This window comes from Kitasatospora sp. NEAU-69 (assembly GCF_057158765.1).
In genome coordinates this window covers 89,678-113,965 of the sequence record NZ_JBWXUE010000009.1, presented here as the reverse complement: position 1 = coordinate 113,965, position 24,288 = coordinate 89,678, and the positions used below count along the sequence as shown (strand labels likewise).

The following is a 24,288-nucleotide window of genomic DNA, read 5'->3' as shown; positions in this document are numbered from 1 at the left end:
CAGCGGGCGTCAGGCCTCGTTCGAGCCCGCGTACATCTCGGTCACCGCGTCGGCGTAGATCCGCTCGACCACCGGGCGCTTGATCTTCAGGCTCGGGGTGAGCTCGCCGTGCTCGACGTCCAGGTCGCGCGGCAGGATGGTGAACTTCTTGATCGTCTGCCAGCGCTGCAGCTCGGCGTTGACCTTCTGCACGTAGCCCTCGATCAGCTTGCGCACCTCAGGCGAGCCGACCACCTCGGCGTACGTCTTGCCGCCGACCGAGCGCTCGGCCGCCCACGGCATGATCGCCGTCTCGTCCAGCGCGATCAGCGCGGAGCAGAAGTTGCGCCCGTTGCCGATCACCAGGACGTTGCTGACGAACGGGCAGAGCGCCTTGAACTTGCCCTCCACCTCGGTGGGCGCGACGTACTTGCCGCCCGAGGTCTTGAACATGTCCTTCTTGCGGTCGGTGATCCGCAGGTAGCCGTCCTTGTCGAGCTCGCCGATGTCGCCGGTGTGGAACCAGCCGTCCGACTCCAGCACCTCCTCGGTCTGCTCGGGCAGGTCGTGGTAGCCGCGCATCACGCCGGGGCCGCGCAGCAGGATCTCGCCGTCCTCGGCGATCCGCACCTCGGTACCGGGCAGCGCGCGGCCGACGGTGCCGATCCGCACGTCCTCGGCCCGGTTGACCGCGGAGCCGGCGCTGGTCTCGGTGAGCCCGTAGCCCTCCAGGATCGGCACGCCGGCGCCCATGAAGAAGTAGCCGATCTCGGGCGCCAGCGCGGAGGCGCCGGAGACCGAGCCGCGCAGCCGGCCGCCGAACGCCGCGCGGATCTTGGCGTAGACGAGCTTGTCGGCGATCGAGTGCTGGATCGAGAGCGCGAGCGGCGCGCTGTCCTGCCCGGTCGCGATCCGGTTCGCCTGGGTGACCTGCGCGTGGGTGCGGGCGACCTTCGCCGCCCACATGAAGATCTTGTACTTGGCGCCGCCCTCGGCCCGGGCCTTGCCCGCGATGCCGTTGTAGACCTTCTCGAAGATCCGCGGCGCGGAGGCCATCAGGGTCGGCCGGATCACCGGCAGGTTGTGGATGATCCGGTCGACCCGGCCGTCCACCGCCATCACGTGGCCGGTGGCGATCTGGCCCGAGATCAGCGTCTTGCCGAAGACGTGGGACAGCGGCAGCCACATGAACTGCACGTCGTCGGAGCGCAGCAGACCGCTCTCCTGCTGCGCCAGGCCCTCGTAGGCCCAGCAGTCGTGCACGAGTCTGACGCCCTTGGGGCGGCCGGTGGTGCCGGAGGTGTAGATCAGGGTCGCGAGCTGCTCGCGGTCCAGGGCGGCGACCGCCTGCTCGACCGCGTCCGGGTGCTCCTTGAGGTACGCTGCACCGCGCTCCTCCAGCTCGGCCAGCGTGATCACCTCCAGGCCGGGCGCCTCGGGGCGCTGCTCCGGGGCGTCGAAGAGGATCACCGTGGTCAGCTCGGGCAGCTTGTCCCGCTGCTCGACGGCCTTGGCCAGCTGCTTGGCGTTCTCGGCGAAGAGCGCGCGGCTGCCGGAGTTGCCCAGGATGAACGCCGTCTCGTCGGCATTGGTGCTCGGGTAGACCGTGGTGGTGGCCGCACCGGCGCACATGTTGCCCAGGTCGGCCAGGATCCACTCGATCCGGGTCGAGGCGGCGATCGCCACCCGGTCCTCGGACCGGACGCCGAGCGCCATCAGGCCGGCCGCCACGTTCTTGACCCGCACCGAGGTCTGCGCCCAGGTCAGCGAGCGCCACTGCTCGGCCCCGGGCGCGCCATCGGCCGCATGCTCGTCGACCGGAACGGGGAACCTGTATGCCTCGCCGTCGGGTGTGGCCTCTACCCTGCTAAGGAAGAGGTGTGCCACTGAGGCTGGGCGCCCGGCGATCTTGTCGGAGCCGATGACGGACTGCGCTGAACTCAACGAGACCTCCGGGGAACCAGGTGGCCGAGGGTGGACGCCGGGCGGGGGTGGGGGGAGGGCCGCACGGCGGGCTTGTCAAAGACGGGCTTGTTAACCGGCAAGTAACAAGGCATTCGACAGCCTAGGGGCAAGCGGGCGCGGATGTAAGAGGCAAGCGGTGTCTGGCACACCACCCCCGGGACAGTGCAAAGGACAGTACAAGTCGCATGGACGGATCACGGTAGACCCGTGCGGCAAACGGGGGAAGACCGAAAATGGGGATGCGAATCCTCCTGTCGACAACGAGAGTGTCCGAGTGCTGATCAGACTTCTCAGGGCCCATCTGGGGCCCTACTCCAAACCGATTACCCTGCTGGTCCTGCTCCAACTCGTCTCCACCATCGCCACGCTCTACCTGCCGACGCTGAACGCGGACATCATCGACAGCGGCGTGGTCAAGGGCGACACCGCTTACATCATGCGGGTCGGCGGGGTGATGATCGCCGTCACCTTCGTGCAGCTGATCTGTTCGATTGCGGCCGTGTACTTCGGCGCCCGCACCGCGATGTCGGTCGGCCGGGACATCCGCGCCTCGGTCTTCGACCGGGTGCAGCTGTTCTCCGCCCGTGAGCTGGGCCAGTTCGGTGCACCTTCGCTGATCACCCGCAACACCAACGACGTCCAGCAGGTCCAGATGCTGGTGCTGATGTCGTTCACGCTGATGGTCGCCGCGCCGATCATGTGCGTCGGCGGCATCGTGATGGCGCTCAACCAGGACGTCCCGCTCTCCGGCCTGCTGGTCGTGGTGGTCCCGCTGCTGGGCGCCATCGTCACGCTGCTGGTGCGCCGGCTGCGCCCGGCGTTCCGCGGCATGCAGACCCGGATCGACGCGGTGAACCGGATCCTGCGTGAGCAGATCACCGGTATCCGGGTGATCCGCGCGTTCGTCAAGGACGGTCACGAGCAGGCCCGGTTCGGCACCGCGAACGACGAACTCACCGAGTTCTCGCTGCGCACCGGCCGGCTGATGGCCTTCATGTTCCCCGCCGTGATGCTGGTCGTGAACGTCTCCAGCGTCGCCGTGATGTGGTTCGGCGCGCACCGGATCGAGAACGGCGGCATGCAGATCGGCGCTCTGACGGCATTCCTGTCGTATCTGATGCAGATTCTGATGAGCGTCATGATGGCGACGTTCATGTTCATGATGGTGCCGCGCGCCGAGGTCTGCGCGGAGCGCATCGTCGAGGTGCTCGACACCGAGTCCAGCGTGGTGGCGCCGAGCGCGCCGGTCCACGAGCTGCGCTCGCACGGGCACCTGGAGCTGCGCGGGGTGGACTTCCGCTACCCGGGCGCCGAGGCGTCCGTGCTGCGCGGGATCGACATCACCGCCCGTCCCGGCGAGACCACCGCCGTGATCGGCAGCACCGGCAGCGGCAAGAGCACGCTGCTGGGCCTGATCCCCCGGCTGATCGACGCGAGCGAGGGCCAGGTCCTGGTCAACGGCGTGAACGTGCGCGAGATCGCTCCCGAGTTGCTCGCCGAGAAGGTCGGCCTGGTGCCGCAGAAGCCGTACCTGTTCAGCGGCACGGTCGCCAGCAACCTGCGCTACGGCCGGCCGGACGCGACCGACGAGGACCTGTGGCGGGCGCTGGAGACGGCACAGGCCCGCGACTTCGTCGAGCGGATGGACGGCGGCCTGGAGGCGACGATCGCCCAGGGCGGCGGCAACGTCTCCGGTGGCCAGCGCCAGCGGCTCGCGATCGCCCGCGCGCTGGTCCGCAAGCCGGAGATCTACCTCTTCGACGACTCCTTCTCGGCGCTCGACTACGCCACCGACGCGCGGCTGCGCGCGGCCCTGGCCGACGAGACCGCCGAGGCCACCGTGGTCATCGTCGCCCAGCGGGTCAGCACCATCCGGGACGCCGACCGGATCGTGGTGCTCGACGAGGGCGCCGTGGTCGGCACCGGGACGCACCAGGAGCTGATGGCCGACAACCCGACGTACCGGGAGATCGTGCTCTCCCAGCTCACCGAGCAGGAGGCGGCGTGACCACCCCAGAGAAGACCGCCGGGCCGCGGCCCGGCGGCGGACCCGCCGGCGGCGGACCGGCTGATGGCGCACCGGCCGGTGACGCACCGGCTGGTGCCAAGGCCGGCGGTTCGCAGGAGGCGGCCGCCCGACGCGGGCCGGCCGGCCCCGGCCGGTTCATGGGCGGGCAGGGCGCCGAGAAGTCGATGGACTTCAAGGGCTCGGGCCGCCGGGTGCTCGGGCTGCTGCGCCCGGAGCGGGCGCTGATCGGCGGCGTGCTGCTGCTCGGCGCGCTCAGCGTGGGCTGCGCGGTGATCGGGCCGAAGGTGCTCGGCCACGCGACCGACCTGATCTTCGCCGGCGTGATCGGCCGCCAGTCCCCGGCCGGCGCGACCCACCAGCAGGTGATCGACGGCCTGCGCGCGCAGGGCAAGGGCGGCATCGCCGACGTGCTCAACGGCGTCGCGTTCACCCCCGGCCACGGGATGGACTTCGGCGCGATCGGCAACGTGCTGCTCTGGGTGCTGCTGATCTACGTCGCCTCGACCGTCTTCGGCGTCGTGCAGGGCCGGCTGGCCGCGCTCGCGATCAACCGGGCCGTGAACCGGCTGCGCACCCAGGTGGACACCAAGCTGTCCCGGCTGCCGCTGAGCTACTTCGACCGCCAGCCGCGCGGCGAGGTGCTCAGCCGGGTCACCAACGACATCGACAACATCGGCCAGTCCATGCAGCAGACCATGGGCCAGGTGGTGAACTCGCTGCTCACCATCGTCGGTGTGCTGGCGATGATGTTCTGGATCTCCTGGATCCTCGCGCTGATCGCGCTGGTCTCGGTGCCGCTCTCGGTCGTGGTCGCCACCCGGGTCGGCAAGAAGGCGCAGCCGCAGTTCGTCGCCCAGTGGAAGACCACCGGGCAGCTGAACTCGCACATCGAGGAGATGTTCACCGGCCACGCGCTGGTGAAGGTCTTCGGCCGGCAGAAGGAGGCCGCCGAGACCTTCCGCCAGGAGAACGAGGCGCTCTTCGCGTCCAGCTTCAAGGCGCAGTTCATCTCCGGCATCATCCAGCCCGCGATGATGTTCATCGGCAACCTGAACTACGTCGCGGTCGCGGTGGTCGGTGGCCTGCGGGTGGCCAGCGGCTCGCTGTCGATCGGTGACGTGCAGGCGTTCATCCAGTACTCGCGCCAGTTCAGCCAGCCGCTCACCCAGGTGGCCAGCATGGCGAACCTGGTGCAGTCCGGCGTGGCCTCGGCCGAGCGGGTCTTCGAGCTGCTCGACGCCGACGAGCAGTCGCCCGAGCCGCTGCACCCCGAGCGGCCGGCCGAGCTGCGCGGGCTCGTCGCGTTCGAGGACGTGGCGTTCCGCTACGACCCCGAGAAGCCGCTGATCGAGGAGCTCTCGCTCAAGGTCGAGCCCGGCAACACGGTCGCCATCGTCGGCCCGACCGGCGCCGGCAAGACCACGCTGGTCAACCTGCTGATGCGGTTCTACGAGGTGAGCGGCGGGCGGATCACGCTGGACGGCGTGGACATCGCCGCGATGTCCCGCGAGGAGCTGCGCTCCGGCATCGGCATGGTGCTCCAGGACACCTGGCTGTTCGGCGGCACCATCGCCGACAACATCGCGTACGGCTCGACCGGGGCGACCCGCGAGCAGGTGATCGAGGCGGCCAAGGCGGCGCACGTGGACCGCTTCGTGCGCACGCTGCCGGACGGCTACGACACGGTGATCGACGACGAGGGCACCGGGGTCAGCGCGGGCGAGAAGCAACTGATCACGATCGCCCGGGCGTTCCTCGCCCAGCCCAGCATCCTGGTGCTGGACGAGGCGACCAGCTCGGTCGACACCCGCACCGAGGTGCTGATCCAGCGCGCGATGGCCCGGCTGCGCAGCGGCCGGACCAGCTTCGTGATCGCGCACCGGCTCTCCACCATCCGCGACGCCGACGTGATCCTGGTGATGGAGAACGGCTCGATCGTCGAGCAGGGCTCGCACGACCAGCTGATAGCGGCGCACGGCGCGTACGCCCGCCTCTACCAGGCGCAGTTCGCGCAGGCCGTGGCCGAGATGGACTAGCGGTCCCACAGCCGCGCTTCGAGGCCGGCCGGGGTGTGACGGGCATCACTGTCACACTCCGGCCGGCCTCGCTGTCTCCTCTGCGAAAAGCGAACGCGAAAGCGAAATCCCGCAGCGGTGGAGGAACGAGATGAACGAGCAGCAGCACATCGTCGTGGTGGGCGCCGGATACGCCGGCATCGCGGCGGCGACCCGGGCGGGCCGGCGCCACCGGGTGACGCTGGTGGCGCCCGAGGCCAGGTTCCTGCAGCGGATCCGCCAGCACGAGACGGCGGCCGGCCACCCCGAGCACCGGCCGCCGCTGGCCGAGCTGATCCGCGGCCGGCAGGTGACGCACTGCCAGGCCGCCGCCACCTCGATCGACCTGGCGGGCCGCAAGGTCTTCCTCTCCGACGGAGCGGCGGTCGGCTACGACACCCTGGTCTACGCGCTCGGCAGCCGGACCGCCTGGCACGGCGTGCCCGGCGCCGCCGAGCTGGCCTACCCGGTCGAGCGGGCCGCCGAGCTGCGCGAGCGGCTGCGCGGGGCCGCCCGTCCGGGGACGGTGGCGGTGGTCGGCGGCGGCTCGACCGGGATCGAGCTGGCCACCGAGCTGGCCGAGGCGTACCCGGCCTGGCAGGTCCGCCTGGTGGCGGCCGGGCAGGTCGGCGGCTGGTTCTCGGTGAAGGGCCGGGCCCATGTGCTGCGGGTGATGGAGCGGCTCGGCGTGCGGGTCGAGGAGCAGGCCGAGGTGACCGAGGTGACGGCCCAGGGCCTGCAGACCTCGCGCGGCCCGATCGAGGCGGACGTGGTCGTCTGGGCCGCCTCGATGGCGGCGCACCCGCTGGCCGCCGAGGCCGGGCTGACCGTCGCGGCCGACGGGCGGGCCATCGTGGACGAGCGGCTGCGGTCCGTCTCGCACCCCGAGGTGCACGTGATCGGCGACGCGGCGCACGTGACCGTCCCCGGCACCGGCACGCTGCGGATGGGCTGTGCGACCGCCCTGCCGATGGGCCAGTACCTCGGCAAGCTGCTCGCCGGGAAGACCGACAAGCCGTTCGCCTACCGGTACGGGGTGCAGTGCCTGAGCCTGGGCCGGCGCGACGGGCTGCTCCAGCTGATCCACGGGGACGACTCGATGCGGCCGACCGCCTTCACCGGACTGGCCGGACGGCTGGGGAAGGCGGCGATCGTCCGCGGTGTGGCGGCCGTGCTGCGGTGAGTCCGGGAACGCCCGGGAACGCCCGGAGGCCGCCACCCGATCCGGGTGGCGGCCTCCACGCACTGCACGCCGTGCTTACTGTGCCGTGACTACTTCTTGGCGTCCTTCGGGGCGTCCGCGTCGGTGGACAGCGCGGCGATGAAGGCCTCCTGCGGGACCTCCACGCGGCCGACCATCTTCATCCGCTTCTTGCCCTCCTTCTGCTTCTCGAGCAGCTTGCGCTTACGCGAGATGTCACCGCCGTAGCACTTGGCGAGGACGTCCTTGCGGATCGCGCGGACCGTCTCACGGGCGATCACCCGGGAGCCGATGGCGGCCTGGATCGGCACCTCGAACTGCTGGCGCGGGATCAGCTTCTGCAGCTTGCCGGCCATCATGACGCCGTAGTTGTAGGCCTTGTCCTTGTGCACGATCGCGGAGAAGGCGTCCACCGCGTCGCCGTGCAGCAGGATGTCGACCTTGACCAGGTCGGCGCTCTGCTCGCCGATCGGCTCGTAGTCGAAGGAGCCGTAGCCGCGGGTCTTGGACTTCAGCTGGTCGAAGAAGTCGAAGACGATCTCCGCGAGCGGCAGCGTGTAGCGCAGCTCGACCCGGTCCTCGGAGAGGTAGTCCATGCCCTGCAGGTTGCCGCGGCGGGCCTGGCAGAGCTCCATGATCGCGCCGACGAAGTCGTTCGGCGCCAGGATGGTGCCGCGCACCACCGGCTCGTAGACCTCGGCGATCTTGCCGGTCGGGAACTCGCTCGGGTTGGTGACGGTGTGCTCGGTGCCGTCCTCCATGACCACCCGGTAGATCACGTTCGGGGCGGTGGAGATCAGGTCGAGGTTGAACTCGCGCTCCAGCCGCTCCCGGATGATCTCCAGGTGCAGCAGGCCGAGGAAGCCACAGCGGTAGCCGAAGCCGAGCGCGACCGAGGTCTCCGGCTCGTAGACCAGCGCGGCGTCGTTCAGCCGCAGCTTGTCGAGCGCGTCGCGCAGCAGCGGGTAGTCCGAGCCGTCCAGCGGGTAGAGGCCGGAGAAGACCATCGGGCGCGGGTCCTTGTAGCCGCCCAGCGCCTCGGTCGCACCCTTGTGCATCGAGGTGATGGTGTCACCGACCTTGGACTGCCGGACGTCCTTCACACCGGTGATGATGTAGCCGACCTCGCCGACGCCGAGGCCGTCGGCGACCTTCGGCTCGGGCGAGATGACGCCGATCTCCAGCAGCTCGTGGGTCGCGCCGGTGGACATCATCGCGATCCGCTCACGCTTGGTGAGCTGGCCGTCGACCACTCGGACGTAGGTGACCACGCCGCGGTAGGAGTCGTAGACCGAGTCGAAGATCATCGCGCGGGCCGGGGCGTCCTTGACGCCGACCGGCGCGGGGATCTTCGCGACCACGTGGTCGAGCAGGTCCTCGACACCGAGGCCGGTCTTCGCGCTGACCTTCAGCACGTCCTCCGGGTCGCAGCCGATGATGTGCGCGAGCTCGGCCGCGTACTTCTCGGGCTGCGCGGCCGGCAGGTCGATCTTGTTGAGGACCGGGATGATCGTGAGGTCGTTCTCCAGCGCCAGGTACAGGTTGGCGAGGGTCTGCGCCTCGATGCCCTGGGCCGCGTCGACCACCAGGATGGTGCCCTCACAGGCGGCCAGCGAGCGGGACACCTCGTACGTGAAGTCCACGTGGCCGGGGGTGTCGATCATGTTGAGGATGTGGGTCGTGCCCTGGTCCTCACCGGTCCTCGGCGCCCAGGGGAGGCGGACCGCCTGCGACTTGATGGTGATGCCGCGCTCGCGCTCGATGTCCATCCGGTCGAGGTACTGGGCACGCATCTGCCGGGGGTCGACGACACCGGTGATCTGCAGCATCCGGTCGGCGAGGGTCGACTTGCCGTGGTCGATGTGGGCGATGATGCAGAAGTTGCGGATCAGCGCCGGGTCGGTACGGCTGGGCTCTGGCACGTTCGTAGGGGTCGCGGGCACCTTGGTCCGATTCTCCGTTGGTCCGGGGGCCGGACGCTGTCGTCCGATCGAGGAGCCCTGAGAACAGGGCTTCTACCATTCTCCCACGAGCCCGCCCGCGCCTCGCCGTCCCGCTCGGTGGTCAGCGGGTCCGCCGGCCGCGCGCGCTTCGTACGATGCCCTGCATGATCGTGGAGAACGCACTTCTGGACGTGCTGTCCGGGCACGAGGACGAGTTCCTCGCCGCCTTCGCGCAGGCCAAGCCGCTGATCGCGCGGCAGCGCGGGTTCCGCGCGCTGGAGCTGCGCCGCTGCCTGGACGAGGGGCGCGGTTCGCGGTTCCTGCTGCGGGTGGAGTGGGAGCAGCTGACCGACCACACCGAGGGCTTCCGCGGCTCGGCCGACTACCAGCAGTGGCGCGAGCTGCTGCACCGGTTCTACTCCCCGTTCCCCGAGGTCGAGCACTACGGCGAGGCGCTGCTCACGGCCTGATGGCCGACCGGCGGCCCGACCGGTGGCTGGCCGGTCACGCCCGAGCCGGTTTGGGTGCCGGGGACGGCCCTGGTAGCGTGGGGCGCTGCACCTCACTCCGTCATGCCCTCTCAGCAGGACCGGAGCGACGGCGCACTGTCAGACTATTCACCTGATAAGACACTGAGGCACTTTCGTGGCGAACATCAAGTCCCAGATCAAGCGCAACAAGACCAACGAGAAGGCGCGCCTGCGTAACAAGGCCGTCAAGTCCTCGCTGAAGACCGCCCTGCGCAAGGCCCGCGAGGCCTCTGCCGCCGGTGACGTCGAGAAGGCCGGCGTGCTGGCCCGCGAGGCCGCCAAGGCTCTCGACAAGGCCGTGAGCAAGGGCGTCATCCACAAGAACCAGGCCGCCAACAAGAAGTCCGCGATCACCAAGCAGGTCGTGGCCACCCAGGCCTGAGCTTCTCCGGCTCTTCGCAGTAACCGGTAGTACGCAGTATCTGCAGTACACCAGTACTTCGCTTGACCCCTCGGGTGTCCCCGGCCCTCTACCCGGAGCCCCGAGGGTGCACGACACGTACCGCACGCGGCCTGCGTTCGCCACGCGGGTGCGGTGCACAGCTTTGAACGGCAGGCGCCGTGGCAGTCCTTCGGGACGGCCGCGGCGCCTGTCGGCGTTTCCGGTGCTTCCGGCGCTTCTGGTGTCTCAGGGCCGGTGTCTCAGGACGTTCGCGGTTGCTTCAGTACGAGCGGCTGCCGGCCCGGGCTGCGCGGGCCACCGTCACGACGGCGCGCTCCAGCGCGTAGGCCGGGTCGTCCGAGCCGCCCTTGACGGCGGCGTCGGCCTGGGCGATCGCGGTCAGCGCGGTGGCGACGGCGTCGCCGGTCCAGCCGCGCATCTGCTGGCGGACCCGGTCCACCTTCCACGGCGGCATGCCCAGCTCCCGGGCCAGGTCGGCCGGGCGCATCGAGCGGTCGGCGGTGGCCAGCCGGCCGATGCTGCGCACGCCGGAGGCCAGCGCGAAGGTGATGCCGGTCGGCGGCTGGCCGACGGCGAGCGCCCAGCGCAGCCGCTCCAGCGCGTCGGCGGCCCGGCCGGTGACCGCGAGGTCGGCCACCTCGAAGCCGGTCGCCTCGGCCCGGCCGCTGTAGTAGCGGGCCACCACGCGCTCGTCGATGGTGCCCTCCACGTCGGAGGTCAACTGGCTGCAGGCGGCCGCCAGCTCGCGCAGGTCCCCGCCGAGCGAGTCCAGCAGCGCCTGGCAGGCCTCGGGGCTGGCGGACCGGCCGAGGGTCTTGAACTCGCCCCGAACGAACGCGATCCGCTCGCTCGCCTTGGTGAGCTTGGGGCAGAGCACCTCGCGCGCGCCGGCCTTGCGGGCCGCGTCCAGCAGCCCCTTGCCCTTGACGCCGCCCGCGTGCACCAGCACGATGATCACTTCCTCGGCCGGCGACTCCAGGTAGGCCTTGACCTCCTTGACCGAGTCGGCCGCGAGGTCCTGGGCCGCCCGTACCACGATCACCTTGCGCTCGGCGAAGAGCGAGGGCGTGGTCAACTCGGCCAGCCCACCGGCCTGGAGACCACCGGGAGCGACGTCCCGCACGTCCGTGTCGGGGTCGGCCGCCCTGGCCGCCGCCACCACCTGGGCGACGGCACGGTCGAGCAGCAGCTCCTCCTGACCGACCGCGAGGGTCAGCGGGGCGAGCAGGTCGTCGGGTGCACTCTTCCTGGCCATCGCCTACCAGCATCCCACGCCCCGCCGACACCTCCGCCGTCAGTCGGGGAGACCGTGAGGGGACACCGTGAACAGCGCCGGACGGCATTGGGCAGAATGGTGCGGTGAACGATCACGTCATCAACGAACCGAACGGAATGAGTGCACGCCCCGTGGACGCCGACCGCCTGCTGCTCGTCTTCGCCGACCGCGACACCGCCGGGGAGGCCGCCGACGAACTGGCCGAACGACAGCCGGACCTCGGCCCGTTCGAGTTCGTCCGCGACTCGCTGGCCGGTGAGGACGACGCCGAGGACGCCCAGTGGCTGGTGATCCTGGAGGCCCCCGAGGACGGCTGGACGCCCGAACTCCTGGCCGACATCGACGCGGTGGCCACCGAGTACGACGGCTGGCGCGAAGAGGACTGAGCCGCGAGCCGCCCCCGCCCACGCGCCGGTGGGGGCGACGCACGGGCGGGGCGGTCCGAGGAATGCCTTCCGAGCCACCGGGAAAGCCACGCGACCGCTGTCGGCATGCGGTGCCAGACTCGGCCCCATGAAGCCCAATGACCCCAAAGGCGACCTGCACAGCTACCTCAAGGCGGCCCGCGAGGCCGTCGTCTGGAAGCTGGACGGACTCTCCGAGTACGACAGCCGGCGCCCCCTGACGCCGACCGGCACCAATCTCCTCGGCCTCGTCAAGCACCTCGCCAGTGTCGAGCTCGAGTACTTCGGCCCGACCTTCGGCCGCCCGCACACCGAGTCGCTCCCCTGGCACGACGAGGACGCCGAGCCCAACGCGGACATGTGGGCAACCGCCGACGAGTCGCGCGAGTCCATCCTCGGCCTCTACCGCCGCGCCTGGGCGCACGCGGACGCGACGATCGAGACGCTGCCGCCCGATGCGATGGGCCACGTCGCGTGGTGGGGCGACACCGGCGACGTGACGCTTCAGCGCATCATGCTGCATGTGACGGCCGAGACGAACCGTCACGCGGGTCACGCCGACATCGTCCGCGAGCTGGTCGACGGCAGGGCCGGCCTGCGGGAGACCAACAGCAATGTGTACGGCGGCGACGAGGCCTGGTACCAGGAGTACCGGAACAGGCTGGAGGCGTCCGCCAAGGAGGCCCAGGCCAAGTCGAGCTGAGGCGACGCACGAGCCGTCGTGCGGTGCGGACGTGGTGGTCGCCGGTTCCGCCGGACTGCGGTGAGCGGCCCAGCTGCGAGCGGTGCGACCGTGAGCGCTGCGGGGGTCTCCCTTGGGGCGGAGGTGAGTTGGCCGCCGGGTGGGTTGTCAGGCGCGGTCTCCGTTTCGGGGTGGGGGTGGACCAGGGCGTGCAGGTCGGCCGGGCCGGTGCCGAGGACGGCGACGTCGCCGGAGCGGTCGGTGCGCAGCACGGTGGCGCCGAGGGTGCGCAGGTGGGCGACGGTGCGGGGGGACGGGTGGCCGTAGGGGTTGCCGGCGCCGACCGAGATCAGGGCCAGGCGGGGGTGCAGTGCCTCGGCGAGCGACCAGTCCTGGTTGGCCGAGCCGTGGTGGGCCACCTTGAGGACGTCCACCGGTCCGGGGTGGGAGTGGGTGAGCAACTCCTCCTGGGCCGGCGGCTCCAGGTCGCCGAGCAGGGCGAGGTGCAGGCCGGCGGCGGTGACCAGCAGGGAGACGCTCGCGTTGTTCGGCCCCGGGGTGCGCGGTCCGAGCGGGCCGGCCGGCCACAGCACGTCCCAGGACAGCTCCGGCCCTGCCGTGCGGTGCTCCCCCGGCGACACCCGGAGCATCGGCACCCGCGCCTCGGCGGCCCAGCCCCGCACCTTCGCCTCCTCCCCCGCCGGGACGTCCAGCGTGGTCGTCTCGATCGCGCCGACCGAGCGATCGCGCAGCACGCCGGGCAGGCCCTCGCTGTGATCCGCGTGGAAGTGCGTCAGGATCACCAGCGGCACCTTGGTGATCCCCAGGTCACGAAGGCAGTGGTCGGCGGCCGCCGGGTCGGGGCCGGTGTCGACGACCACGGCACTGTCCGGCGTGCCGCTCGCTGCGGGCAGCACCAGCAGATCGCCCTGGCCCACCGAGCACATGACGAGGCGCCAGCCGGTCGGTGGCCACCCGGTGGCGATCCTGACCAGCGTCACCGGGCGGAGCAGCAGCACCAGGAGCCCGAGTAGCAACAGACCCGGGACGAGGACCCGGCGGCGCCGGCCGCGTCGGCGGTGGCCGCGCGAGTCGGGCGGTTGCAGCAGCGAGGCGGGCCCGGCGGCGGACTCGGGACCAGGTGCAGGGTGTCGGGCGAGGAGCAGCGGCGCGGCCTGGCAGACGGCCAGGACGGCGACCGCGAGCGCGACCGTGCCCGGCCAGCCGGGGGTCCAGGCGATCTCGGCGCCGGGCAGCGCCGCACCGTACCGGGCGACGGCGGCGAGCCACTCGGTCGGCAGCGCGGCCAGCCCGGCGAAGAACTGCGCCGCCGAGGCGGAGAGCGGGGCCGCCACGAGGGCGGCGAAGCCGAGCAACGTGGTGGGCGCGACCGCGAACTCGGCGAGCAGGTTGCACGGGATGCCCACCAGGCTGACCCGCGGCGCCAGCAGCACAGTGGCCGGTGCGCAGAGCGCCTGGGCGGCCGCTGCGGTCGCCAGCGCGTCGGCGAGGTGGTGCGGCCAGCCCCGGTCGTGCAGGGCTGCCGACCAGCGCCGGCCCACGGTCAGCACGCCGGCGGTGGCGAGCACCGAGAGCAGGAACCCGTAGGACCGGGCCAGGTAGGGATCCACCAGGAGCAGCACCAGCACTCCCCCGGCCAGCGCCGGGACGGCCTGTCTCGGCCGCCCGGTCGCGAGTGCCAGCAGGCCGACCAGGCCCGTCGCGGCCGCACGCAGGACGCTCGGATCGGGGCGGCAGAGCGTGACGAAGGCGAGTGTGAGCACCGCCCCACCGATCGCCGCGGCCCGCAGCGGGACGCCGACCAGCGCCGCCAGACCACCGCGCTCGGCCGTGCCGGACCGGGCGGGCGCGCCGAGCAGGACGGCCAGGATGATCGAGAGGTTGGCTCCACTGACGGCGGTCAGGTGGATCAGGTCGGTGGTGTGGAACGCCTCCTCCAAGTCCTCCGGCATGGCCGAGGTGTCGCCGACCACCAGGCCGGGCAGCAGCGCCCGGACGTCCGGCGCGAGGCCCGCGCAGGCCCGCCGGAGGCCCTGGCGCAGCCGACCGGCCAGCCGTTGACCCCAACCCGCCGGGGCCAGCTCGCGCGGTGGACTCTGTGCCAGCAGCACGGCCCCGGTGTCGGAGCTGTGGCCCGAGGCGGGGAGCACCCGGACCTCGGCGGCCACGCGGACGGAGGGCAGGAGGGGTTCCCACTCGGCGGAGTCGGGGGACTGGACGAGCACGGTGACGGGTGTGTGGGTGCGGATGTGGGTGCGGGAGGGAGGCGCCGGGCGGGATGGCGAGGGGGCAGGGGCGGGGTCGGGCGCGAAGGCAGGGGCGGTGGCAGGGGCGGGCGGGAGGGTGATCTGGTCGGCGGTGGCATCGATGGTCAGGATCGGGCGGCCGGGGGCTGATCCACGAGCGCGGGAGGTGCGGGTGTGCGGGTCGCCGGTGATCGTCAGCTCGACGCCGATGGTGCGGTGCGCCGGTTGTGCGGGGCCGACGGGTCGGGGCCCGTCGGGGGTGCTGGTGAGCGCGGCCTGCCGGGCGAGGACCGGCAGCGGGCCGCGATGCAGGTCTGCGGTGTGCAGGACGGTGCAGGCGGTGGCGGCCGCGCCGGTCAGCAATGTGGCCGCCACCAGCGCGCCGCCCGTGCGTAGCGGCCGGCGGCTGCCGGCGAGCAACAGGCCAGCGGCGAGCAGCGCGATCAGGCCCGCGCCCAGGAGCAGCAACGGCGCGCGGCCGGAGTCGGCATCCAGCAGGACGGCAGCGGTGCACCAGGCGGTGACGGTCGGCAGCAGGAGGCGCAGGTCTGCCGTGGCCTGTGGCTGAACCGAAGGTCCGCCGGTACCGCTGTGCGCCGGGCGAGGCGACGTCATGCGGGTCGTCCCCTCAGAGCGTGAGCATCGGCTTCAGCTCGGCGTACTTGCGATCGCCGATGCCGCTGATCTGGCGGAGCTGGTCGAGGGCGCGGAACCCGCCGTGGTTGTTCCGGTAGTCGAGGATGTGCTGGGCGAGCGATGGCCCGACACCCGGCAGCGTGTCCAACTGCTCCAGGCTCGCGCGGTTGAGACTGATCGGAGCCTTCGGCCCCGGGGTGGTCGCCGCAGCCACCGCGGCGGGTACGCCGACCAGGATCTGCTCGCCATCGACGAGCACCCTGGCGAGATTGAGCGGGTCGGTGTCGGTCCCCGGCAGCGGTCCGCCGGCGGCCTGCACGGCGTCGGCGACCCGGGAGCCGCCGCGGAGCGTACGCAGGCCCGGACTGGGCACCCGGCCCGCGACGTCCACCACCACGGTGGCGAGCGGGCTGCCTGCCGACTCGGTGGGTTCGGCTGCGGACGAAGCAGCGGAGGTGGAGGAGAGGGAGGAAGTGGAGGAAGCCGAGGATGCGGACCCAGCGGAGAGCCAGGTGCCGGAGGCGCTCTCGGCGGCTGCCGGACGGGCGGACGCCACCGGCACGGCGACCGCCTGCGGGCGACCGAGCCAGAAATGCTGGACCGCGTAGGCCAGCGCGAGCAGGAGCAGCACCGCCAGACCGAGCACGGCCTTGCGGTCGGCCCAGAGCAGTGGCTGCAACGCGGATTTGAGTCCGCCGGGCCGGGAAGCGTGCACAGGCAGCACGGGGACAGGCTCAGCGGAATCGGACTCGGAATCGGACTCGGGATCGTGGGCGGCGGCAGGAGCGGGAGAGGCAGCGGCTGCGGCAGGTGGGTCCGGCGGATCCAGAGAGTCGTACAGGCCTGCCAGGTCGGACGGATCGGGCAGGTCAGCCGGTCCGGGGACGGCGGTGACCGTGCCGCTGCCGCGCCGCTGCCCGTACCCTGCGGGCCAGCCGTCGGGCAGCGCGGCTCCCGCATCGTCCGCCACGGCGAAGAGGTGCGTCATCCGGTGCCGGACGAGGTCGGTGGTCTCCCGGCGACGGGCCGCGACCGGGTTCAGGGTGCTCAGGTTCGTCATGCGGCCGAAGGTACGAGCCCCCGCACCCAGCCGGCCGACTCAGTCGGAATCCTGTGGATAACCCTGCGCCTGTGGACAATTGACAGCCCATTTCTGAACCCTGACGGGCTACTCGCAAGGTGATACGACAACCGCCAGCAGCCCCGGCCCCACGTGCGCCCCGATCACCGCGCCGACCTCGCCGACGTACAGCTCACGCAGTCCCGGCACCCGCTCGCGCAGCCGCTCGGCCAGCGGCTCCGCGCGCTCGGCGGCGGCGAGATGGTGCACCGTGATGTCCACCGCGCCCTCCCCCGCCTGCTCGACGGCGATCTCCTCCAGCCGCGCGATCGCCCGTGAGGCCGTCCGGACCTTCTCCAGCGGTTCGATCCGCCCGCCGGTCAGGTGGAGCAGCGGCTTCACCGCGAGCGCCGACCCGAGCAGCGCGCGTGCGGTACCGATCCGGCCGCCGCGCCGCAGGTGCTCCAGCGTGTCGACGTAGAAGAAGCCGCGGGTCGCCTCGGCCCGCCGCTCGACGGCCGCCACCACCTCCGCCGGCCCGAGCCCGGCGTCCCGCGCCGCCACGGCGGCCAGCACCGGGTAGCCGAGCGCCATGCCGACCAGCCGGCTGTCCACCACCCGCACCGGCACCGGCGCCTCGGCGGCGGCCAGCCGGGCCGCCTCGCAGGTGCCGGAGAGCTCGGCCGAGAGGTGCACCGAGACGATCTCCCGCGCACCCGCCTCGGCGGCGGCCCGGTAGGCGGCAGCGAAGGTCTCGGGGTTGGGACGGGAGGTGGTCAGCCGTTGCTTGGCCCGCAGCGCCTCGCCGACGTCCTTGGGAGAGACCTCCACGCCCTCGATCAGCACCTGGTCGCCGACCGCCACGCTCAGCGGGACCACCGAGATCCGGTGCCGGTCGACGGCGTCCTCGGGCAGGTAGGCCGTGGAGTCGGTGACGATCGCGAGCTGGGCGGACATGAGCCGGAGGTTACTCCTCCCGAGGTCACCGGGCACATCCGAGCCCACCACGACCATCGAGCCCACCACGGCTGTGAGGAGCACGGCGAGCGACCCGGGAGGGGAGAGCACGCCGGAGAGCTGCGGCAGGTCGTCAGCCTGCCGAGGAGTTCGACGCACCCGTGGCCGGCTTGCGCAGCCGGTCGGCGAACCGCCCGAGCACGTCCTCCGCGCTGATCCGCCCGGCCGACGAGCCGAGCCCCGGCCGCGACGGCTGCTCGGCCGTGGCACCGGTAGCCGCACCAGCAGCCGCGCCCGGCGCGTCCGTCGCACCCGGCGCGTCCGTCGTGTCCCAGTGCCGCAGCGCGCCCGCCTCGCTCTCGCACTCCGCGCTCAGCCGGCTCAGCTCGTCCGCCGCGAAGCGGTGCATCCGGTCCTGCGCCGCCCAGCGCATCGACTCCGCGGAGTGCGTGATCCGCTCGGCCCGCTCGCGCAGCTCGGGCAGCTTCGCGGCGACCCGGGCGCCGGCCGGCTCGCGCTCCAGCATTCGCAGCTCGGCATCGAGTTCGGCGGCGTGCGCGTCCAGCCTGGTCAGCAGCCCGAGCGACTCGGCCAGCGAGCCGTCGGCCGCCAGGCCGCCCTCCAGCACCTCGCGGGTACCGGCCAGCGAAGTCCGCAGTCCGAGCCGGAGCGCGGCGATCTGGCCCGGCGCCCCCGGCTTGGTGTACGTCCTGGCCTTCAGCGCGACGTTCTCCACCGCCCGGCGGGCCTGCACCTCGGTCTGCTCGACCTTGGCGGCCACCGCACGGCCCGCCTTGACCGCGCCGATCACCAGCATCACGGTCACGGCGACACCGAAGAGCGCCAGCAAGGCGACGAATACGCCGATCGCTTCCATAAGGGGTTGCCACCTTCCGTGGACCGGGCCGGGCTCCGTGTGAATTCAACGGTAGCGCCCGAACCGCCCCTCGAAGGCCCGAAACAGGGATGGATCAGGGGCAGCTCAGGGATGTCCCTGACGAACCCGGGCCGGCCGGATCGGAGCCGCTGAGCCGGAACGATCGGAGCCACCCGGCGCCACCCGGCGCCTTCTGGAGCCGTCCAGTGGCCGTCCAGAGCCCGCCCGGTGCCGCCACCACCGCACACCCCCCGAATGCGGCCGGCCGCCCCGCGAACGGGACGGCCGGCCAGACGAGTTGACGAAGCGTCAGCCCGTGACGATGTTCACCAGCTTCGGCGCCCGGGCGATCACCTTGCGCACCGGCGCGTCGCCGATCGCCGCGACCACCGCGGGGTCGGCCAGCGCCAGCGCCTCCAGCTCGGCGTCCGAGATCGACGGCGCCACCTCCAGCCGCGCCTTCACCTTGCCCTTGATCTGCACGACGCAGGTCACGCTCTCGTCGACCACGTAGGCCGGGTCGGCCACCGGGTAGTCGGCGAAGGCCAGCGAGTCACGGTGGCCCAGCTTGCGCCACAGCTCCTCGGCGACGTGCGGCGCCAGCGGGGCGACCAGCAGCACCAGCTGCTCGGCCACCTCGCGCGGCGTCGAACCGCGCTTGACCAGGTAGTTGTTCAGCTCGATGGCCTTGGCGACGGCGGTGTTGAAGCGCAGCCCGGCCATGTCGCCGCGGATGCCGTCGATCGCCTTGTGCAGCGCGCGCAGCATCGGCTCGTCGGCCGGCTCCTCGGTGACCACCAGCTCGCCGGTGTCCTCCGAGACGACGTTGCGCCACAGCCGCTGCAGGAAGCGGTACGAGCCGACCACGGCACGCGGGTCCCACGGGCGGGAGACGTCCAGCGGGCCCATCGACATCTCGTACAGGCGCAGCGTGTCGGCGCCGTACTCCGCGCAGATGGTGTCGGGCGCGACCGCGTTCTTCAGCGACTTGCCCATCTTGCCGGCCTCGCGGGTGACCGCCTCGCCCTGCCAGAAGTAGCCGCCGTCGCGCTCCTCGACCTCGACCGCGGGGACCGGGAAGCCGCGGTCGTCGCGGTAGACGTCGGCGGTGATCATGCCCTGGTTGAACAGCTTGTGGAACGGCTCGACCGAGGAGACGTGGCCCAGGTCGTGCAGCACCTTGTGCCAGAAGCGCGCGTACAGCAGGTGCAGCACCGCGTGCTCGGCACCGCCGACGTACAGGTCGACGCCGCCGGCCGGCTTCCCGGCCGTCGGGCCCATCCAGTACGCCTCGTTGGTCGGGTCGACCACCTTGGCGGAGTTCTCCGGGTCCACGTAGCGCAGCTCGTACCAGCAGGAGCCGGCCCAGTTGGGCATGGTGTTGGTCTCGCGGCGGTAGCGCTTGACGCCCTCGCCCAGGTCCAGCTCGACGTTGACCCAGTCCTCGTTGCGCGACAGCGGGGTCTTCGGGGTGCTGGTGGCGTCGTTCGGGTCGTAGGTGTGCGGCGAGTAGTCCTCCACCTCGGGGACCTCGACCGGCAGCATCGACTCGGGCAGCGCGTGCATCACGCCGTCCTCGTCGTAGACGATCGGGAACGGCTCGCCCCAGTACCGCTGACGGCTGAACAGCCAGTCGCGCAGGCGGAAGTTGACCGTTCCCTCGCCGATCCCGCGCTCGGTCAGCCAGGCGGTGGCCGCGGCCTTGGCCTCGGCCACGCCCAGGCCGTTCAGCGACAGGCCGTCGTTCGCCGAGTTGACGATCACCGAGTCGTAGGTGTCGAACGCGTCGTCCCAGCCGTGCGGGTCCTCGCCACGGCCGTCGGTCGGCTCGACCACGCAGCGCATCGGCAGGTCGAAGGCGCGGGCGAACGCGAAGTCGCGGTGGTCGTGCGCCGGCACGGCCATGATCGCGCCGGTGCCGTAGCCCATCAGCACGTAGTCGGCGATGAAGACCGGGACCTGGGCGCCGCTGACCGGGTTGGTCGCGTAGGCGCCGGTGAAGACGCCGGTCTTGACCTTCGCGTCGACCTGGCGCTCGACGTCCGACTTGGCCGCGGCCTCGGCGCGGTAGGCGGCGACCGCCTGCGCCGGGGTGGCGGCGCCACCGGTCCAGTCCGCGTGCGTCTCGGCCGGCCAGGCGTCCGGCACGATCGAGTCGACCAGCGCGTGCTCGGGGGCCAGCACCATGTAGGTGGCGCCGAACAGCGTGTCGGGACGGGTGGTGAAGACGGTGATCGCCTCATCGCCCGCGACCTTGAAGTCGACCCGGGCACCCTCGGAGCGGCCGATCCAGTTGCGCTGCTGCTGCTTGATCGCGTCCGGCCAGTCCAGCGAGTCCAGGTCGGCGATCAGCCGGTCGCCGTACGCGGTGATCCGCATCATCCACTGGCGCAGCTTGGACTTGAAGACCGGGAAGTTGCCGCGCTCGGAGCGGCCGTCGGAGGTGACCTCCTCGTTGGCCAGCACGGTGCCCAGGCCGGGGCACCAGTTGACCGGCACCTCCTTGCTGTACGCCAGCCGGTACTCGCCCAGCAGCTCGTCCCGCTCGGCGCCGGACAGCTCGGCCCAGGCGCGGCCGTCCGGGGTCGGGCGGGTGCCGTCGGCGAACTGCGCGATCAGCTCGGCGATCGGGCGGGCCGCGTTCGCCGCCGGGTCGTACCAGGAGTTGAAGATCTGCAGGAAGATCCACTGGGTCCAGCGGTAGTACTCCGGGTCGATCGTGGAGATCGACCGGCGGGAGTCGTGGCCCAGGCCCAGCCGGCGCAGCTGGCCGCGCATGTTCGTGATCGCGGCCTCGGTGGAGACCCGCGGGTGCACGCCGGTGGCCACCGCGTGCTGCTCGGCCGGCAGGCCGAAGGCGTCGTAGCCCAGCGTGTGCAGCACGTTGTGGCCGGTCATCCGCTGGTAGCGGGCGTAGACGTCGGTGGCGATGTACCCCAGCGGGTGGCCGACGTGCAGGCCGGCGCCGGACGGGTACGGGAACATGTCCATGATGAAGCTGTGCGGCTTGGCCGACACCTCGCCGGCCATCGGGTCGGCCAGTGGCCCGGCCGGGTTGGGGGCGTTGAACGTCCCCTCCTTCTCCCAGGTGTCCTGCCAGCGTGACTCGATGTCAGCGGCCAGCACGGCCGTGTACCGGAACGGCTCCGTGGCGGCCTCGGGGGCTGGGGTCGTCTCGCTCATGGTCTCTTCTGCTCCATCTGGTCAGATTGCGAAGCGTCAACAGGGCGGTCGCGCGGGCAGCGTCAGGGCTCTGAGCCCGGCAGGCTCCGTGACGTGCGGAGCTCCGGAAACAAAAAAGCCCCTCGCAGGAGGGGACGCCACGCTGACTCCGGCGTGGCCCGCTCGGGCTCGGCCGGTCCTGGTCAGCGCGGCCGGCTAAGGAGCAGGCGCACGGTTCGCATGGGCTCAGGGTACCAAAGGGCGTGGCCGGGCCTCGGGTGAGTCCCGGCCGCGCCCCGTGCGCCGACTACAGTCCGAGCCGCTGGTCGCGGACCTCCACCCAGCGCAGCGAGTCGCGGATGCCCTCGGCGAGGGTCAGCTGCGGCTCCCAGCCGAGCAGCCGCTTGGCCCGGTCGCTGCGGGTGTACGCGCCGGCCACGTCGCCCGGCCGCGTCTCGGTCTCGGCCACCGCGACCGGCGGGGTGACCACGCTGTTGAACGCCGCGACCAGCTCGTTCACGGTGGTGCCGGTGCCGGTGCCGAGGTTGATCACCGAGGAGCGGACTCCCTCGCCCAGCGCCTGCTCGAACTGGCGCAGCGCGGCGACGTGCGCGGCGGCCAGGTCCCAGACGTGCACGTAGTCGCGGATGCCGGAGCCGTCCCGGGTCGGCCAGTGGGTGCCGGTGATCTGGAAGACCCTGCCCTCGTCCTGCGCCTCGATCAGCTTGCCGAGCGCGTGGCTGGGCCGGCGCACCTGCAGGCCGGTGCGCAGCTCGGGGTCGGCGCCGATCGGGTTGAAGTAGCGCAGCGAGAGGATTCGGATCGGCTGGGTCGCGGCGATGTCGGCGAACATCCCCTCGCAGACCGCCTTGGTGCGCGCGTACGGGCTCTGCGGCGCGATGGCCGAGTCCTCGTCCACGCTGAAGTCCTCGCCGGGCTCGTAGATCGAGCCGGAGGAGGAGAAGATCATCTTCTCGCAGCCGTTGCGGATCAGGTGGCCGACGAAGTCCAGGCTCTTGGACACGTTCGCCCGGTAGTAGCCGATCGGGTCGCCGACCGAGTCGGGCACCACGATCAGCGCGGCGCAGTGCACGACGGCCTCGATCTCCGGGTGCTCGGCGAAGATCCGGTCCACCAGCTCGCCGTCCGCGATGTCGCCCTCGTAGAACGCGCGACCCTCGGTGAACTCCCGCCGGCCCGTCACCAGGCTGTCCAGGATCACCGGGGTGATGCCGGCGTCCAGGCAGGCGGAGCCCACGGTGCTGCCGATGAAACCGGCACCGCCGGAGATCAGTACCTTCATGAGCTGCGTGGGCCTTCCCGTTCGTCCGATGTGCCGCAGGCAGCGTAGCCCAGCGCCTCGGCGCGGAGAGCACCCGAACGGCCCAGTCCCGGCTCAGTCCCAGCCCAGTCCCAGCTCAGCCGCAACCCCACCGTCGCTCAGCCACCGTCGCGCAGCGCGGCGTCGATGTCCCGCAGCGCCCGGGCCACCCGGCCCGACTGCATGCCGGCGGCCAGCCGGCGGGCCTGGTCGGCGGTGCGCACCGCCTGCTCCCGCTCCCCGGTCCGGCGGTAGGAGTCGGCGAGCCGGACCAGCAACAGCGCGGAGCCGCGGGCCCGTATGACGGTCAGGCCCTGGACCGCCTCGGCCAGCAGCGGACGGGCCCGCCGGTGGTCGTCGAGGAACAGGTACGCCTGCCCGAGCAACCCGGCCAGCTCGGCCGCGTCCTCCGCCCCCACCTGCCCGGACGGCCCCGGTGCAGACAGCCCCTCCCCGCACGGTGCCCGCTCCGCCAGCGCCGCACGCGCCCGGGTCGCCGCCGCCTCGGTGGCCGCGCCCTCCCCCTTGCGCCCGTGCGCCATCGCGATCCGCCCGAGGTGACGCACCCGCTCGCTCGGCCCCAGCCGCCCGCCCGCCGCGTCCAGCGCGGTGCCGAGCAGCTCGACGGCGTCCAGCCCGCGCCCGGCCGAGTGCACCGCCTGCACCGCCAGGCAGCCGACCACGCTCGCCCCGAGCCGCGGATCGCCCGAGACGTGCGCCGCCCGCAGCGCCGCGACGAAGGCCCGCTGGGCCGCCGCCTCGTGGCCCATGTCGTGGTTGGCCCAGCCGACCAGCCGGGCCAGCCGCCCGGCCGCGCCGTACAGCCCACGGCCCAGCGGCTCGTCCCCGGCGTAGCCGCCGAGCTCCAGCAGCTTGCCCGCCATCGCCAGCTCGGCCCGGGCCGGCTCCAGCACCAGCCCGCCGCCGAAGGCCCGCTCCAGCCGACGCTTGCTGTCGTGCCCGATCCGAAGGTCCGTCAGCTGCCACGGCGAGATCCGCATCGAGCCCTCGCCGCCGGTGACCGGGGGCGGCGGCGAGGCCCAGTGCCGGGCGGCCAGCGTCAGCTCGTCGCCGCGGAACAGGTCGGTCAGCCGCACCGGCGCGGCGTCCGCCCCGGCCTCGTGCAGCGCGGTCAGCGCGGTGTCGGCGGTCCAGGGGTCGGTGAGCAGCCGGGCCGAGAGCACCTTGGCGCCCCGGCCGCGGCCCATCCGGCTCCAGAGCTGCTGGTACGTCACCGCGATCCCGACCGCCCGGCTGAGCACCTCGCAGACCGCCTGATCGTGCGGGGCCCGGGGCACCATGCCCCGGTCGCGCCACTTGTACGGCGCGGTCTGACTGATCGCCAGCCCCTCGGGCAACAGCAGGTTGACCTCCCGCGCCAGCCGCTCGGGACTCCAGGCGAGCTGATGGAGTATCCGGGCCAGCTCTTCGTTGCGCTTGCGTGCCAGGTCCGCCATGAGCCCGACCGTAGCTGGCTACCGGACGGTACCGACAGCAGCGCCTCGGCCAGTCACTTTCCGTCACCGGCAGGGCCGATCGGAC

The 24,288-nt window shown here is 72.1% G+C and carries 16 protein-coding genes and 1 pseudogene; 7 read left to right on the top strand and 10 right to left on the bottom strand.

Translation table 11 applies throughout. From position 1 onward, the window contains the following. Positions 1-9: 9 nt before the first annotated feature. On the bottom strand, positions 10-1,923 hold the full coding sequence (locus tag AC060L_RS12870; RefSeq protein WP_483798808.1) for an AMP-dependent synthetase/ligase: 1,914 nt from the start codon (positions 1,921-1,923) through the stop codon (positions 10-12). A gap of 295 nt (positions 1,924-2,218) precedes the next feature. On the opposite strand from AC060L_RS12870, the gene AC060L_RS12865 reads away from it, so the two are divergent. From AC060L_RS12865 to AC060L_RS12855, 3 genes are all read left to right on the top strand, one after another. Then, a complete protein-coding gene (locus AC060L_RS12865) occupies positions 2,219-3,952 on the top strand; it encodes an ABC transporter ATP-binding protein (RefSeq protein WP_483798807.1) in 1,734 nt (577 codons plus the stop codon). 158 nt (positions 3,953-4,110) lie between these two features. Further along, the gene (locus AC060L_RS12860) at positions 4,111-6,009 is read left to right on the top strand and encodes an ABC transporter ATP-binding protein (RefSeq protein WP_483798931.1); all 1,899 of its coding nucleotides are present in this window, start codon (positions 4,111-4,113) and stop codon (positions 6,007-6,009) included. Positions 6,010-6,139: 130 nt separating this feature from the next. Beyond that, positions 6,140-7,210 (top strand): NAD(P)/FAD-dependent oxidoreductase, encoded by a 1,071-nt coding sequence (locus AC060L_RS12855; RefSeq protein ID WP_483798806.1) that lies wholly within the window; start codon positions 6,140-6,142, stop codon positions 7,208-7,210. Positions 7,211-7,299: 89 nt separating this feature from the next. Here AC060L_RS12855 and lepA read toward each other — a convergent pair whose 3' ends face one another. Further along, positions 7,300-9,171 (bottom strand): translation elongation factor 4, encoded by a 1,872-nt coding sequence (gene lepA / locus AC060L_RS12850; RefSeq protein ID WP_483798805.1) that lies wholly within the window; start codon positions 9,169-9,171, stop codon positions 7,300-7,302. A 164-nt stretch (positions 9,172-9,335) separates the two neighbouring features. On the opposite strand from lepA, the gene AC060L_RS12845 reads away from it, so the two are divergent. Together AC060L_RS12845 and rpsT are read left to right on the top strand one after the other, a co-directional pair. Continuing rightward, a complete protein-coding gene (locus AC060L_RS12845; protein WP_483798804.1) occupies positions 9,336-9,641 on the top strand; it encodes an antibiotic biosynthesis monooxygenase family protein in 306 nt (101 codons plus the stop codon). Positions 9,642-9,816: 175 nt separating this feature from the next. After that, positions 9,817-10,083 (top strand): 30S ribosomal protein S20, encoded by a 267-nt coding sequence (gene rpsT, locus AC060L_RS12840; protein ID WP_483798803.1) that lies wholly within the window; start codon positions 9,817-9,819, stop codon positions 10,081-10,083. 280 nt (positions 10,084-10,363) lie between these two features. Here the strand turns inward: rpsT and holA are convergent, their stop codons facing one another. Further along, positions 10,364-11,359, bottom strand: coding sequence for a DNA polymerase III subunit delta (gene holA, locus AC060L_RS12835; protein WP_483798802.1), 996 nt, complete (start codon positions 11,357-11,359; stop codon positions 10,364-10,366). A gap of 137 nt (positions 11,360-11,496) precedes the next feature. Between holA and AC060L_RS12830 the strand changes: the two genes are divergently transcribed. Together AC060L_RS12830 and AC060L_RS12825 are read left to right on the top strand one after the other, a co-directional pair. Then, positions 11,497-11,766, top strand: coding sequence for a hypothetical protein (locus AC060L_RS12830; protein WP_483798930.1), 270 nt, complete (start codon positions 11,497-11,499; stop codon positions 11,764-11,766). Between the two features lie 127 nt (positions 11,767-11,893). Continuing rightward, entirely contained in the window at positions 11,894-12,487 is a 594-nt protein-coding gene (locus AC060L_RS12825; protein WP_483798801.1) for a DinB family protein, read from the top strand. Positions 12,488-12,897: 410 nt separating this feature from the next. Here the strand turns inward: AC060L_RS12825 and AC060L_RS12820 are convergent. From AC060L_RS12820 to AC060L_RS12790, 7 genes and pseudogenes are all read right to left on the bottom strand, one after another. Then, a pseudogene (locus AC060L_RS12820) lies at positions 12,898-14,439 on the bottom strand (ComEC/Rec2 family competence protein); the annotation flags it as partial. 922 nt (positions 14,440-15,361) lie between these two features. Further along, positions 15,362-16,429, bottom strand: a complete 1,068-nt coding sequence (locus tag AC060L_RS12815; protein WP_483798800.1) for a ComEA family DNA-binding protein — start codon at positions 16,427-16,429, stop codon at positions 15,362-15,364. Positions 16,430-16,537: 108 nt separating this feature from the next. Further along, a complete protein-coding gene (locus AC060L_RS12810; protein ID WP_483798799.1) occupies positions 16,538-17,386 on the bottom strand; it encodes a DegV family protein in 849 nt (282 codons plus the stop codon). A gap of 133 nt (positions 17,387-17,519) precedes the next feature. Then, on the bottom strand, positions 17,520-18,263 hold the full coding sequence (locus AC060L_RS12805; RefSeq protein ID WP_483798798.1) for a hypothetical protein: 744 nt from the start codon (positions 18,261-18,263) through the stop codon (positions 17,520-17,522). A 309-nt stretch (positions 18,264-18,572) separates the two neighbouring features. Further along, positions 18,573-21,446, bottom strand: a complete 2,874-nt coding sequence (gene leuS, locus AC060L_RS12800; protein ID WP_483798797.1) for a leucine--tRNA ligase — start codon at positions 21,444-21,446, stop codon at positions 18,573-18,575. 286 nt (positions 21,447-21,732) lie between these two features. Then, complete coding sequence (gene galE / locus AC060L_RS12795) at positions 21,733-22,728, bottom strand: UDP-glucose 4-epimerase GalE (protein WP_483798796.1); 996 nt, start codon at positions 22,726-22,728, stop codon at positions 21,733-21,735. A 137-nt stretch (positions 22,729-22,865) separates the two neighbouring features. Beyond that, positions 22,866-24,203: an NsdA family TPR-like regulatory protein gene (locus AC060L_RS12790; RefSeq protein ID WP_483798795.1), complete on the bottom strand. Its 1,338-nt coding sequence runs from the start codon at positions 24,201-24,203 to the stop codon at positions 22,866-22,868. Between the last annotated feature and the right edge of the window lie 85 nt (positions 24,204-24,288).

Bases quoted from the DNA above. Each gene is read 5' to 3' on its own strand.
- holA (WP_483798802.1), bottom strand. From the start codon at position 11,359: ATGGCCAGGAAGAGTGCACCCGACGACCTGCTCGCCCCGCTGACCCTC.
- leuS (WP_483798797.1), bottom strand. From the start codon at position 21,446: ATGAGCGAGACGACCCCAGCCCCCGAGGCCGCCACGGAGCCGTTCCGG.
- galE (WP_483798796.1), bottom strand. From the start codon at position 22,728: ATGAAGGTACTGATCTCCGGCGGTGCCGGTTTCATCGGCAGCACCGTG.
- AC060L_RS12815 (WP_483798800.1), bottom strand. From the start codon at position 16,429: ATGACGAACCTGAGCACCCTGAACCCGGTCGCGGCCCGTCGCCGGGAG.
- AC060L_RS12825 (WP_483798801.1), top strand. From the start codon at position 11,894: ATGAAGCCCAATGACCCCAAAGGCGACCTGCACAGCTACCTCAAGGCG.
- AC060L_RS12805 (WP_483798798.1), bottom strand. From the start codon at position 18,263: ATGGAAGCGATCGGCGTATTCGTCGCCTTGCTGGCGCTCTTCGGTGTC.
- AC060L_RS12790 (WP_483798795.1), bottom strand. From the start codon at position 24,203: ATGGCGGACCTGGCACGCAAGCGCAACGAAGAGCTGGCCCGGATACTC.
- AC060L_RS12830 (WP_483798930.1), top strand. From the start codon at position 11,497: ATGAGTGCACGCCCCGTGGACGCCGACCGCCTGCTGCTCGTCTTCGCC.
- AC060L_RS12860 (WP_483798931.1), top strand. From the start codon at position 4,111: ATGGGCGGGCAGGGCGCCGAGAAGTCGATGGACTTCAAGGGCTCGGGC.
- AC060L_RS12845 (WP_483798804.1), top strand. From the start codon at position 9,336: ATGATCGTGGAGAACGCACTTCTGGACGTGCTGTCCGGGCACGAGGAC.
- AC060L_RS12810 (WP_483798799.1), bottom strand. From the start codon at position 17,386: ATGTCCGCCCAGCTCGCGATCGTCACCGACTCCACGGCCTACCTGCCC.
- AC060L_RS12855 (WP_483798806.1), top strand. From the start codon at position 6,140: ATGAACGAGCAGCAGCACATCGTCGTGGTGGGCGCCGGATACGCCGGC.